This is a genomic window from Polynucleobacter sphagniphilus (assembly GCF_029892205.1).
Taxonomy (GTDB): Bacteria; Pseudomonadota; Gammaproteobacteria; order Burkholderiales; family Burkholderiaceae; genus Polynucleobacter; species Polynucleobacter sphagniphilus.
In genome coordinates this window covers 36,959-48,779 of sequence record NZ_JARXVX010000003.1, presented here as the reverse complement: position 1 = coordinate 48,779, position 11,821 = coordinate 36,959, and the positions used below count along the sequence as shown (strand labels likewise).

Genomic DNA, 11,821 nt, shown 5'->3' with positions numbered 1-11,821 from the left:
GATAGCAATCGCTAGCCGCAAGAAATAAAATACAAGGATTCATCCTTATTGGTAAACCCTATGCAAGTGCGCCACATCGTCTTTTTTATTTTTATTGCCTCAGCATTATTTGTATATTTCCGAGGTAAGGTGCGTTTCGGCTTGGTTCGCTCTTTAATGGACTATCAAGTACTACTTGCTCCCATTAATACGCTTTTGTACCTTTTTTCAAAAGTCAAAAAGGGTGCGTTTATTCCTGTTGAACAGTTTCCAGAGATGCAAGTGTTGCAGGATAACTGGCAAATCATCCGCGACGAGGCCCTTTCTTTAAACAGTGACGGTGCAATTGCAGTGGCAACTGGCTATAACGATATCGGCTTTAACTCATTCTTTCGGACGGGCTGGAAGCGCTTCCACCTTTGCTGGTACGGCAAAGAAATGCCATCGGCGCAGGCTAAATGCCCCAAAACAGTCGCTTTATTGAACTCAATCCCTGCAGTCAAAGCCGCCATGTTTGCCTCACTACCCCCTGGCGCCACTTTGGTAAGACACCGTGACCCCTATGCCGGCTCTTTGCGTTATCACATTGGCCTAGTCACGCCGAACGATCCTAAATGCTTTATCGAAGTAGATGGGGAGCGTTATTTCTGGAAAGATGGCGAGCCGGTGATGTTTGATGAGACTTATATTCACTTTGCCGCGAATGAAACCGATCAACAGCGGATTATTTTGTTCTGTGATGTCGAGCGCCCCGTTTACACCAAGCTGGTACAAGTGATTAATCGCTGGTTTGGTCGCTACGTCATGAGTGCTGCATCCTCGCAAAATGAGGTAGGAGAGCAAGTAGGGTTTGTTAATAGACTCTTTTGGTATTTTTACCAACTCAGAGCGCAGGCCAAGAAGCTCAAAGCAAAACACCGCTCTGTTTATTACATTGGTAAATGGGTACTTATTTTGGGAATTCTGTGGGCAATCTTCTGGTGAACCTCAGGGGCTCAGGATCTGGACGATTTGCTCAGGCGTAATAGAGCCCCAAATTTCCACTCTTTTGACGCGGCTATTTTGACCAGATAGAAACTGAATTTGTTTTTGCGGCACCTTTAATTGCTTTGAAAGCCAAGCCAAAAGCAATTCATTTGCCTTGTTCTCTAGCGCAGGGGCTTGTAAAGAGATTTTTAAGCAGCCATCATGCAAGCCAACAACCTTAGTTTGTTTAGCACCCGGCTGGCAGTGCAAGCTCAGCGCAATACCTGTAGAAGTTTGTTTCAACCAAATTGGCGTCATAAAAGTGCTTTAAACTGAAAACATCATTATGAAGAACTCCAAACCTTTAGAACAGCTATTTACCAATAATCGTGTTTGGGCGCAAAGCATGGTTGCTAAAGATCCCGAATTCTTTCAGCGCCTTGTCTCTCAACAGGCTCCCGAATATCTTTGGATTGGCTGCTCAGATAGCCGCGTACCTGCTAATGAAATTGTTGATTTATTACCCGGTGAATTATTTGTTCATCGCAATGTAGCAAATGTAGTCGTTCATACCGATTTAAATTGCTTATCAGTCATTCAGTTTGCGATCGACTTGCTTAAGGTTAAGCATATTTTGGTAGTAGGTCACTATGGCTGTGCAGGTGTACATGCCGCTTTAAGCGACCGCCGCGTAGGCCTTGCCGACAACTGGTTGCGCCATGTAAAAGATGTCCACCAAAAACACGAGCGTTACTTAGGCGATTTCATACCAACACCAAAACGACAAGACCGTTTATGCGAGCTCAATGTGATCGAGCAAGTGGTCAACGTTTGTGAAACAACGATTGTCCAAGATGCTTGGTCACGCGGACAAGATCTTACTGTTCATGGCTGGACATATCGCCTCGAAACAGGCCTTGTGAATGATCTTGGCATGTCTATTAGCTCATCCGAAGAATTGGCTATGCGCTACCCAGAGACATTGAGTCGTTATGAAATCGAGTCTACATAATTTGCTTCAGACTCTCTCAAATTACACCGTAGTTGCTTTTTTAAAAATCCTATCAATTCTTCCTTATAAATTATTGGTAGCGCTAGGGTATGGTCTTGGGTATATTGCGGCCCGTATACCGGGTGAACGCAATCGGGTTGTTAAAACCAACTTGCATTTGTGTTTTCCAAATTTGAACTCCCACGAGATTGAGGTCTTAAGCAAGCAACACTGGCGTTTGCTAGGCAGAAGTCTGGTGGAAAAAAGCGTGATCTGGTGCGGTAGCTCACAGCAATTAAGTCGCATGATTGAAGTGCAATCAGCAGTTGATCTAAAGGATAAGAAACCACGTATATTAGTTAATATGCACTTCACTGGAATTGAGGGCAGTATTATTTTGAGCGCGCTCTCGAAAGAAAAGGGTTGGCCTAGAACCTCGGGATTTTTTCAAAGAATGAAAAGCCCATTCTTTAATCGAAAAATTGTGGAATGGCGCAATCGCTTTGGTGGCAACTCAATAGATCGCCAGGGAAATTCTCTAGAGCTGATCCGCGAAATTCGTAAGGGTAATTTCATCATCATTGCGCCTGATATCGATTTGGGCCTAAAAGATTCTGCTTTTGTACCTTTCTTCGGCATATCGACAAATACGATTACCGCTATTTCGCGCCTCGCATCTATCACTGGGGCGGAAGTTTGCTTGATGATTACCACTCTCAAAGCAGATGAAAGTGGCTATATATGCTCGATTAGCAAACCATTCGAGCAATTTCCAACCGACAATCCAGTGGCTGATACAGCCAAGCTGAATGAGTATTTTGAAAAAGAGATTCGTTTACGACCGGCAGAATATTATTGGGTTCATAAGCGTTTTAAAAACCGTCCTTTAAACGAAACCAATCCATATTAGCCGCCCACTTCCATTTTGTCCTATCATTTGAGGATGACTGAACGTATTGGATTTTTTGCCGACCTGCATAGCAATTTAGAAGCCTATGAAGCCTGTATGGCTAAGGCGCAAGAGCTTGGGGTGACGCGCATGGTTTTTTTGGGGGACCTAGTAGGGTATAACGCAGATCCTTGCGCGCTCGTCGATCGTATTGGCGATCTAGTGGCTGCAAAAAAAGCAATTGCAATTGTTGGTAATCATGATGAAGCAGTCTTTAAAGACTATCGCGATCAGATGAATCCCCATGCAAATGCTGCTATTGCTTGGACAAAGACACAATTAAGCAGTGCGCAGGTGCAATTTTTAAAAGATCTACCCCTCATCATTCATGAAGAAGATCGATGCTTTGTGCATGCATCAGCATATAACCCGTCTGAATGGAATTACGTTACCGATAGCATGAGCGCTTGGCAATGTGCACAAAGCTCTGGCACCACATATACCTTTGTTGGCCATGCCCACGAGCAAGCCCTCTTTTATCAAAGCGCTGTAGGCAAACTCATTCGCTTTGCACCCCATCCAGGTGATGAAATTCCAGTGATGAAACATCGCCAATGGGTCGGTGTTGTGGGCTCTCTTGGGCAACCACGGGATGGTAATCCTGAGGCCTGTTTTGCTATCCTTGAGCCTGCTACAGAAGCCCTGACGTTTCACCGTGTGCCCTATGATCACTTTACAGCCGCAGAAAAAGTAAGAAGTGCTGGCCTACCTGAAGAGCTAGCCAATCGCCTCATTACTGGCAAATAAACTGTTCATGGATGCCAGGCCAAACATCGAAGCAGTTGACGATATCTTTCAAGAAGGCAAGGTGGTCGATGGTTTTGTATTGGGCAAAGAAGTGCATCGCGGAGGTATGGCCAGCTTATTTTCTGCAACCAAAGAAGGCATTGATCTCCCCATTCTTTTAAAAATTCCACGGGTTGGCAGGGATCAGCCCGTAGAAAGCTTGATTGGATTTGAAACTGAATTAACCATCTTGCGAGCTCTCAAGAGCCCTTATGTTCCCCAATATTTAGGCTCTGGCAATATGGCAACCCGTCCCTACATAGCAATGGAGCGGGTCGGTGGCCACCCCTTAGAAGACCAGATCAAAGAGGGCAAGCAATTTAGCATTGAAGAAGTGATTCAGATAGGAGCGGATTTAGCTCAGGCAGTGCAATCTTTACACTCTCAAGATGCTATTCATCTTGATATCAAGCCCGACAATATTTTGATTGATGAGAAGGGCAAATTAAGTCTAATTGATTTTGGCCTTTCACATCATGAACGTTTTCCTGATTTGCTGGCCGAAGAAATGCGAAAAGGCATCGGCTCGGCGCCTTACATTGCACCCGAACAAGTTTTTGGAATTCGCTCTGACTATCGCAGTGATATTTTCTCTATTGGCGTGATCTTGTATGAATTACTTACAGGTCAGCTTCCATTTGGCAATCCGCAGACCATGAGTGGCTTACGCAAGCGAATGTGGGCCGAAGCTTTCCCGCCACGCGCCATTCGCAAAGAAATTCCTCGCTGGCTACAAGAGGTTGTATTACGTTGCTTGGAGGCAAGAGCAGATGATCGCTATCAAAGCGCTACCCAACTACGTCAAGCATTGCGCGAACCAGATACCATTACGCTGACAGAGCGCTCTGAACGTGTTGCCCCGGTCAGTCTCTGGGAGAGTATGAAGCGTTGGTTTAGTGCTGCGGGTTATGAACCCTCCCCCAGCCCACGCCCAAGCAAGGGCAATCAAAATGCACCACTCATTATTGCGGCTATCGACACACGCCAGTCAGATCAAGAATTGCGTGAACGCATGCAAATGACTGCTAAAAATGTTCTGTTAGTCTATCCCGAAGGTCGCCTCGTCTGTCTTAGCACTATTGCAAGCACACCCACATTTGAGGGCAATCAAGAAAGTCAAACTGCCAGCGGTATAGTGCGTAACCATCTCGTGCAACTCATGGAATGGGCTAAACCACTTAAACTTCCTCCCGAGCGGATTTCATATCATGTTCTAGAAGCGCTAGATCCGGCAACCCGCATTGTTGAGTTTGCCAAAGACAATGAGGCTTCTTTGATTATTATTGGAGGCTCTCATAAGCTACCTAATAAAGTAGCGCCCTGGAGAACCTCCATGACCAAAATTGTTGAGGAAGCGACCTGTAGCGTGCATATCGTACGCGTCTAGCATCTATGCCCGGATTTAATCAATAAGTTAGCCATTTGCTTGATAATGTCCCCATGGAAGAAAAAGTTCGCGTTTCAAAACTACTCTCTGAGTTGGGCCTCTGCTCTCGCCGTGAGGCCGATTCCTACATTGAACAAGGTCTGGTGACGGTTGACGGCGAAGTAGTAAATGAGCTGGGCGTCCGGGCTTTTCGCCATCAAAAGATTGAGTTGCAATCGGTTGCAAAAGCACAGCAGGCTTCTAGAGTAACTGTGATCTTAAATAAGCCGGTGGGCTTTATTTCTCACTTTGACGACGAACAAGAATATAAGCCAGCCGCATCCCTTATCACCCCAGACAACTACTTTGGTAGTCCTCTGGATAAAGGTCGTAGTCCACGTTTTAATACCCGCGGCCTAGCGCCTGCTGGCCGTTTAGATATTGACTCAACCGGCATGCTTGTTCTTACACAAGACGGTCGTATTGCCAAACTACTCATCGGCGAGAACAGCCCAATTGAAAAAGAATATCTAGTGCGAGTAGAGGGTGCACTTTCATTTGAGGATTTAGATAGACTCAAACATGGCCTCTCCCTAGACGGCGTTGCCCTCAAACCAGCCCAAGTAAGTTGGCAGAACGAAGATCAGTTACGCTTTGTGCTGCGAGAAGGCCGTAAACGTCAGATTCGCCGCATGTGTGAAATGGTGGGTCTTAAGGTCATCGGCTTAAAGCGTGTGCGAATGGGTCGAATTTCACTGGGTCCACTGCCACCTGGGCAATGGCGCTTTCTGAGACCTGAAGAGCAGTTCTGAGAAGGCAGTACCCGCTTATAATTCTGTCCAGACCTAGATTAAGGGCAGAATTACCATCGATACTATTTCATCAAGCACTCCCGGCGCAGAAGTTCTTCGCCGCCGCAGTTTTGCCATCATCTCTCACCCAGATGCGGGTAAGACTACGCTGACTGAAAAACTGCTCCTTTATGCTGGAGCAATTCAAATTGCCGGTAGTGTGAAGGCTCGTAAAGCCAGTAGACATGCCACCTCAGATTGGATGGAAATTGAGAAACAGCGTGGCATTTCGGTAGCAAGCTCGGTGATGCAGATGGAATACCGTGACTGCATCATCAATTTATTAGACACGCCAGGTCACCAAGATTTTTCTGAAGATACGTATCGGGTATTAACCGCGGTTGACTCTGCCTTAATGGTAATTGATGCAGCCAATGGTGTTGAATCTCAAACCTTGCGCTTGCTTGAGGTTTGTCGTGCTCGTAATACACCTATTGTTACCTTCATTAATAAGATGGATCGCGAAGTAAAGCCGCCCATGGAATTAATGGATGAAATTGAATCTGCACTTGGTATTGAAGTAGTGCCATTCACATGGCCTGTCGGCATGGGTAAATCTTTCGCGGGCGTGATTGATATTGCGAACTCGCAAATGCGGATGTTTAAAGCGGGTGAAGATCGTGTTACTGAAGACTCACACGCCATCGTTGATATCAATGATCCGGCGCTCAAAGAGCGCTTGGGCGATGATCTAGAGAATGCTTTAGCTGAAGTTGATTTAATTAAAAATGCCATGCCTGCATTTGACCGCGAAGCCTTCTTAGCAGGCCGCCAATCCCCTGTATTTTTTGGCTCAGCGATTAATAATTTTGGGGTGCGAGAAATTTTGAATACCCTAGTTGAGCTCGCGCCATCGCCAGGTTCACGCAAAGCATTGCAACGTGAAGTCAGTCCCGCAGAAAATAAATTCTCGGCCGTAGTCTTCAAGATTCAGGCCAATATGGATCCAGCGCATCGCGACCGAGTTGCCTTCTTACGTATCTGCTCTGGCCACTTCCAACGCGGCATGAAACTCAAGATTTGCCGCAATGGTAAAGAAGTTCGCACCAACAATGCCCTCTCCTTTTTATCGCAACGCCGTGACATTTTGGACGAGGCTTTCCCGGGTGACATCATAGGCCTGCCCAATCATGGTCTGCTCCGCTTAGGCGACACGCTGACTGAAGGCGAACAATTGCAATTTACTGGCTTGCCATTTTTTGCTCCTGAAATTTTCCGTATGGTTGAGTCGGCCGACCCCTTGCGCTCCAAGCAATTGCGAACCGGGTTAATGCAGCTGGGCGAAGAAGGTGCGATTCAAGTTTTCAGGCCGATGACTGGTGGCACCATGCTACTAGGTGCATTTGGTCAACTGCAGTTTGAGGTGGTGAGTCATCGCCTGCAAACTGAGTATGGTGCTGAGGTGAGGCTTCTTCCTGCTCGTTACAGTCTAGCGCGTTGGGTAAGCTCTGATGATCCTGTGGCGCTCAAGAAATTTACCCAAGAAAATATTCACCGCATGGCCGAAGATGTCGTTGGTGCATCTGTATTTTTAGCCTCTCACAAATCAGAACTAGATGTTGCGCAGCAACGCTGGGAATCCATTCAATTCCATGCCCTACGAGAGCATGCGGGTCTCATTTATCAGTCAGACTTAGCGGGTTAACTAGTCTTATTTTTGGTAGCTGCAGTCAAAAACCGCAACCAGAGCACTATCGGTTTTTCTGAATGAGGCAACCTTGCCGTATTGAGCACAATACAAGGTGGCTTTTTGATTTAACTGTGCAATCGACTCATCACTGCTATTCAAATAAGTGACATGATTAGCGTCAGATGCGTCGGTATACACTGCAGCGCAAGCCATCAAATTGAGGCTCATGAGTAACAAAGGATATAAAAATTTATTCATAATGTGCTTTCAGCTTTTACTCAGCCTTGATTCGATCAGTAAAACATGAATCTAACATTCTTATGATACGCCAGGGGAATATAGCTGTTATGCTGATCAGTGATCACTATTCTGCGCCCTAGCTAGGGAAGTCTCTTGGGTTGGACCCTCGGATTTATCATTCCAATACTCTAGGACACCATCATGGCTGTAGGCCAAAATCAACGCAATCGCAAAAATGACTCTATGCTTACCAAAACCGGTAAAGCCCGATTGGGTCCACTCAATCTTGCACAACTAACAAAATTGCTTGAGACAAGTACTAAACCAAAAGAAAAAGACAAAATCCAAAGGGCCCTAAATAAGCTCAATCTATTAGCAGCATAATGAATAAGCCCCACACGGGGCTTTTTTAATGCCGTTTTATCATTAGTGAATGAATACAACTCGCTTCTGCCTCATACGTCATGGAGAAACCGCCTGGAATGTGGAACGACGCCTGCAAGGCATGACGAACACTCCACTAAACATACGTGGCAAAGCGCAGGCTCTGCAATTGGCGCAAGCTATGAAGATCTCAGACTTGCAATTTCATGCGCTCTATACAAGTGATCTACAGAGAGCTGCTGATACCGCCAATGCCATTGTGAATCTATTTAATGTAGACGCAATTCCCCATCAGGGCTTGAGAGAGCGCCACTTCGGGGCCTTGCAAGGGCTCACTGTAGTCGAGGCTCCCGATCAGCAGCCCCAAGTATGGGAAGCACACCTCGCTAGAGACATAGACCATGATCTCAATGGTGGAGAAAGTATTTCTCAATTTGCAAAACGGGTTCAAGATACACTTGAGCAGATTCGCCAAGCCAATCTTGGAAAAACCATTCTGCTTGTAAGTCATGGGGGCGTCTTAGATATGGCTCATAGACTGGCAAGACGTGAGGCATTGAATGCGAAACGCGCAGCCTCCGTCCCGAATGCGTCATTTAACTGGCTCATTCATGATGGAAGCGGATGGGAAGTTGGGCAATGGGCTGACACACGCCATCTAGAACATGTTTCCCTAGAAAATATTGATCTTTAACTTGATGCAATAAAAAAACCGCCCGCAGGCGGTTTCTATATTTGCAGCAATTATCTGCGGATGTGCGCGTGACGTGCAGCATCTTGAGACATACCTTCGCCTTTTGGCTTAGCTTCTAAAGCCTCTTTTTGCGCTGTGATTTCTTTACGGCGCTCTTTACAAGAGCCAGCAATTTCTTGAAGTGCCTTACGAGCTCTAGCAGCAGATGCTTTAATGCCTTTTTCCTGGAACTTTTCATTTTCCGCTTTATAAGCTTCAAAGGCTGCAATTAATTTTTCGTGATGAGACATCAGAATTCCTTTTTTATAGTGATTAAAAATACTAGAACTACTTTACTGCAAATAGCATTAAACACGCTCAACAATTAAGGCAATTCCTTGACCAACCCCAATACACATCGTACATAAAGCGTAGTGACTGCCAGTAGCATGCAAGCGATTGATAGCCGTAGTCACTAAGCGGGCTCCAGAAGCACCCAGTGGGTGGCCTAGGGCAATGGCGCCACCCCAGGCATTTACACGCGCGTCATCGTCGGATAAACCAAGATAGCGTAGCACTGCTAGTCCTTGGGCAGCAAATGCTTCGTTGAGTTCAATCACATCCATCTGCTCAAGCTTTAAGCCTGTGAGTGCCAATACTTTTTCAACTGCAGGCCCGGGGCCAATGCCCATAATGCGCGGGGCAACTCCACTGACTGCCATGCCGACTACTCGCGCTTTTGGAGTTAATCCGTTTTTAACTGCCATGGCCTCATTTGATAACAATAGTGCGCAAGCCCCATCATTGACGCCACTAGAGTTACCAGCGGTTACCGAGCCATCGGAGCGAACAATCCCCTTCAATTTAGCCAATGCTTCTGCGCTGGTTGCACGCGGATGCTCGTCTTTATCAACGACCAGTGCATCGCCTTTCTTCTGGGCAATTGTCACAGCACAAATTTCGCGTGCCAAGTGACCCGCCTGTTGGGCAGCTAATGCCAGTAGCTGGCTACGCATAGCCATACGATCTTGGGCCTCTCGCTCAATCTTAAAATCGATCGCAACATTCTCAGCCGTCTCTGGCATGGAATCAACCCCATACTGCTCTTTCATCAATCGGTTGATAAAACGCCAGCCAATGGTTGTGTCATAGACCGCATTGTTGCGACTGAAGGCACTCTCAGCCTTGGGCATCACAAAAGGAGCGCGGCTCATACTTTCTACCCCGCCCGCAATCATGAAGCTAGTCTCGCCCGATTTAATTGCGCGCGCAGCTGAACCAACGGCATCCAAACCCGAGCCACATAAGCGATTTAATGTCACTCCAGAAACCTCCACTGGCAACCCAGCCAAGAGGCTACTCATGCGAGCCACATTGCGATTATCTTCACCGGCTTGATTAGCGCAGCCAAATATCACGTCATCCACTAAGCCCCAGTCTACAGTGGGATTGCGTACCATTAAGGCCTTTAGCACAATCGCGCCGAGATCATCAGCACGAATACTGCTGAGAGCGCCACCATAACGACCAAATGGAGTGCGAATCGCATCGCAAATAAATGCATCTGTCGTAAAGCGCTTTCTAGAAAAAAATATTACGAGCGAATTGGCAAGCAGACCAAATCTTCTAACTGAGCATGATCAAGACCTTCAACCATGTCGATTAATTTGAGACCCTCAGACGTACACTCTAAGGTAGCAAGATCAGAATAAATTCTTTTTACACAGGCAATCGCAGTTAAAGGATAGCTACATGTGGCAACGACTTTACTCTCGCCTTTTTTCGTCAAGAGATCCATCATCACCCAAGTCTGTTTTGCGCCGATTGCTAAATCCATTGCACCACCTACAGCCGGAATGGAACCTACTTCACCGGTACTCCAATTTGCCAAATCCCCTGTAGCTGATACCTGAAAAGCGCCAAGCACACAAATATCCAAATGGCCGCCACGCATCATCGAGAAACTATCTGCATGATGAAAAAATGCGCCACCCGGCAATAATGTCACCGGCTGTTTACCCGCATTAATGAGATCAAAATCTTCAGCCTCCTGACTTGGTGCTGGACCCATCCCCAAAATACCGTTTTCGCTATGAAGAATAATTTCTACGCCAGCAGGCAGATGATTTGCTATTAAGGTAGGCTGGCCGATGCCAAGATTAACGTAAGCCCCATCAAACATATCTTGCGCAACTCGCTTTGCAAGCTCTTCTTTGCTACGTCTGTGATATTGACTCATGCTGCATCCTTACTTTTTTTAAAGCCGCCAGCCGCAGTTGCCACATGATCTATCTTCACAATCTTAGACACAAAAATACCAGGCGTTACGATTGTCTCTGGATCAAGCACGCCTAAGTCGACAATCTCATGCACCGTTGCAACCGTATATTTAGCAGCGGTTGCCATGACAGGGCCAAAATTGCGCGCTGCTTTTCGATAAACTAAATTGCCCCAACGATCACCCTTCTCTGCTTTAATGAGTGCAACATCGCCATAGATTGGATACTCCAGCACGTGAGGCTTGCCATGAATAATCCGGGTTTCTTTGGGACTGCCATCGGCATTTTTCGCCATCTCCGTTCCAAACCCAATTGGGGTATAAAAGGCGCCTATGCCTGCGCCAGCCGCACGCAAGCGCTCCACCAAATTGCCCTGGGGAACGAGCTCAAGCTCAATCTTGCCACTACGGTAGAGCTCATCAAAAACATAAGAATCAACTTGACGTGGATAACTACAAATAATTTTGCGTACACGACCCGTTTTCAGCAAAGCTGCCAGCCCTGCTTCTGCATTCCCGGCATTATTGTTTACCACCGTCAGATCGCGGGCCCCTTGTTCAATCAGGGCATTGATTAGTTCATTGGGGTTGCCAGCAGTGCCAAAGCCGCCGATCAAGATAGTAGAGCCATCGGAAATGGCAGAGAGTGCCTCTTGAATAGAGGGCGCTATTTTATTAATCAATTTCTTGCTCCGCTAAGTCGTCGCGAGGGCGCCTTATTCGGCGCC

The 11,821-nt window shown here is 46.6% G+C and carries 14 protein-coding genes; 8 read left to right on the top strand and 6 right to left on the bottom strand.

The annotated features are described in order from the left end of the window. The first annotated feature begins 66 nt into the window (after nucleotides 1-66). On the top strand, nucleotides 67-963 hold the full coding sequence (locus tag M2125_RS07080; protein ID WP_233126773.1) for an aspartyl/asparaginyl beta-hydroxylase domain-containing protein: 897 nt from the start codon (nucleotides 67-69) through the stop codon (nucleotides 961-963). A gap of 3 nt (nucleotides 964-966) precedes the next feature. Here the strand turns inward: M2125_RS07080 and M2125_RS07075 are convergent, their stop codons facing one another. Further along, the gene (locus M2125_RS07075; RefSeq protein WP_076024431.1) at nucleotides 967-1,263 is read right to left on the bottom strand and encodes a DUF167 domain-containing protein; all 297 of its coding nucleotides are present in this window, start codon (nucleotides 1,261-1,263) and stop codon (nucleotides 967-969) included. Between the two features lie 28 nt (nucleotides 1,264-1,291). Here M2125_RS07075 and can point away from each other — a divergent pair, with 28 nt between their 5' ends. The 6 genes from can to M2125_RS07045 all read left to right on the top strand — a co-directional run bounded on the left by can (nucleotide 1,292) and on the right by M2125_RS07045 (nucleotide 7,533). Beyond that, nucleotides 1,292-1,957: a carbonate dehydratase gene (gene can / locus M2125_RS07070; protein WP_076024432.1), complete on the top strand. Its 666-nt coding sequence runs from the start codon at nucleotides 1,292-1,294 to the stop codon at nucleotides 1,955-1,957. Next, the gene (locus M2125_RS07065) at nucleotides 1,938-2,846 is read left to right on the top strand and encodes an LpxL/LpxP family acyltransferase (RefSeq protein ID WP_233126755.1); all 909 of its coding nucleotides are present in this window, start codon (nucleotides 1,938-1,940) and stop codon (nucleotides 2,844-2,846) included. Before can ends, M2125_RS07065 begins: the two co-directional genes overlap by 20 nt. Nucleotides 2,847-2,879: 33 nt before the next feature. Continuing rightward, a complete protein-coding gene (locus M2125_RS07060) occupies nucleotides 2,880-3,632 on the top strand; it encodes a metallophosphoesterase family protein (RefSeq protein WP_076024433.1) in 753 nt (250 codons plus the stop codon). 7 nt (nucleotides 3,633-3,639) lie between these two features. Next, nucleotides 3,640-5,058, top strand: coding sequence for a protein kinase domain-containing protein (locus tag M2125_RS07055; RefSeq protein ID WP_076024434.1), 1,419 nt, complete (start codon nucleotides 3,640-3,642; stop codon nucleotides 5,056-5,058). 53 nt (nucleotides 5,059-5,111) lie between these two features. Then, complete coding sequence (locus M2125_RS07050; protein WP_076024435.1) at nucleotides 5,112-5,849, top strand: pseudouridine synthase; 738 nt, start codon at nucleotides 5,112-5,114, stop codon at nucleotides 5,847-5,849. 64 nt (nucleotides 5,850-5,913) lie between these two features. Beyond that, nucleotides 5,914-7,533, top strand: a complete 1,620-nt coding sequence (locus M2125_RS07045) for a peptide chain release factor 3 (RefSeq protein WP_076024436.1) — start codon at nucleotides 5,914-5,916, stop codon at nucleotides 7,531-7,533. Nucleotides 7,534-7,539: 6 nt separating this feature from the next. Here M2125_RS07045 and M2125_RS07040 read toward each other — a convergent pair whose 3' ends face one another. Continuing rightward, nucleotides 7,540-7,776 (bottom strand): hypothetical protein, encoded by a 237-nt coding sequence (locus tag M2125_RS07040; protein WP_076024437.1) that lies wholly within the window; start codon nucleotides 7,774-7,776, stop codon nucleotides 7,540-7,542. A gap of 415 nt (nucleotides 7,777-8,191) precedes the next feature. On the opposite strand from M2125_RS07040, the gene M2125_RS07035 reads away from it, so the two are divergent. Continuing rightward, the gene (locus tag M2125_RS07035) at nucleotides 8,192-8,836 is read left to right on the top strand and encodes a histidine phosphatase family protein (protein ID WP_076024439.1); all 645 of its coding nucleotides are present in this window, start codon (nucleotides 8,192-8,194) and stop codon (nucleotides 8,834-8,836) included. Nucleotides 8,837-8,886: 50 nt separating this feature from the next. Here the strand turns inward: M2125_RS07035 and M2125_RS07030 are convergent, their stop codons facing one another. Genes M2125_RS07030 through M2125_RS07015 form a run of 4 tightly spaced genes read right to left on the bottom strand, consistent with a single transcriptional unit; the run spans nucleotide 8,887 to nucleotide 11,776 of the window. Continuing rightward, nucleotides 8,887-9,126, bottom strand: a complete 240-nt coding sequence (locus tag M2125_RS07030) for a hypothetical protein (protein WP_076024440.1) — start codon at nucleotides 9,124-9,126, stop codon at nucleotides 8,887-8,889. A gap of 57 nt (nucleotides 9,127-9,183) precedes the next feature. Next, the gene (pcaF, locus tag M2125_RS07025; protein WP_280742846.1) at nucleotides 9,184-10,410 is read right to left on the bottom strand and encodes a 3-oxoadipyl-CoA thiolase; all 1,227 of its coding nucleotides are present in this window, start codon (nucleotides 10,408-10,410) and stop codon (nucleotides 9,184-9,186) included. Next, a complete protein-coding gene (locus M2125_RS07020) occupies nucleotides 10,410-11,054 on the bottom strand; it encodes a 3-oxoacid CoA-transferase subunit B (protein WP_076024442.1) in 645 nt (214 codons plus the stop codon). Before M2125_RS07020 ends, pcaF begins: the two co-directional genes overlap by 1 nt. After that, the gene (locus M2125_RS07015) at nucleotides 11,051-11,776 is read right to left on the bottom strand and encodes a 3-oxoacid CoA-transferase subunit A (RefSeq protein ID WP_076024443.1); all 726 of its coding nucleotides are present in this window, start codon (nucleotides 11,774-11,776) and stop codon (nucleotides 11,051-11,053) included. The genes M2125_RS07020 and M2125_RS07015 overlap by 4 nt, the downstream gene beginning before the upstream one ends. Between the last annotated feature and the right edge of the window lie 45 nt (nucleotides 11,777-11,821).

What these genes read in the sequence shown, in the direction of transcription:
- M2125_RS07075 (WP_076024431.1), bottom strand. Translation starts at nt 1,263, where the DNA reads ATGACGCCAATTTGGTTGAAACAAACTTCTACAGGTATTGCGCTGAGC.
- can (WP_076024432.1), top strand. Translation starts at nt 1,292, where the DNA reads ATGAAGAACTCCAAACCTTTAGAACAGCTATTTACCAATAATCGTGTT.
- M2125_RS07065 (WP_233126755.1), top strand. Translation starts at nt 1,938, where the DNA reads ATGAAATCGAGTCTACATAATTTGCTTCAGACTCTCTCAAATTACACC.
- M2125_RS07060 (WP_076024433.1), top strand. Translation starts at nt 2,880, where the DNA reads ATGACTGAACGTATTGGATTTTTTGCCGACCTGCATAGCAATTTAGAA.
- M2125_RS07055 (WP_076024434.1), top strand. Translation starts at nt 3,640, where the DNA reads ATGGATGCCAGGCCAAACATCGAAGCAGTTGACGATATCTTTCAAGAA.
- M2125_RS07050 (WP_076024435.1), top strand. Translation starts at nt 5,112, where the DNA reads ATGGAAGAAAAAGTTCGCGTTTCAAAACTACTCTCTGAGTTGGGCCTC.
- M2125_RS07040 (WP_076024437.1), bottom strand. Translation starts at nt 7,776, where the DNA reads ATGAATAAATTTTTATATCCTTTGTTACTCATGAGCCTCAATTTGATG.
- M2125_RS07035 (WP_076024439.1), top strand. Translation starts at nt 8,192, where the DNA reads ATGAATACAACTCGCTTCTGCCTCATACGTCATGGAGAAACCGCCTGG.
- M2125_RS07030 (WP_076024440.1), bottom strand. Translation starts at nt 9,126, where the DNA reads ATGTCTCATCACGAAAAATTAATTGCAGCCTTTGAAGCTTATAAAGCG.
- M2125_RS07020 (WP_076024442.1), bottom strand. Translation starts at nt 11,054, where the DNA reads ATGAGTCAATATCACAGACGTAGCAAAGAAGAGCTTGCAAAGCGAGTT.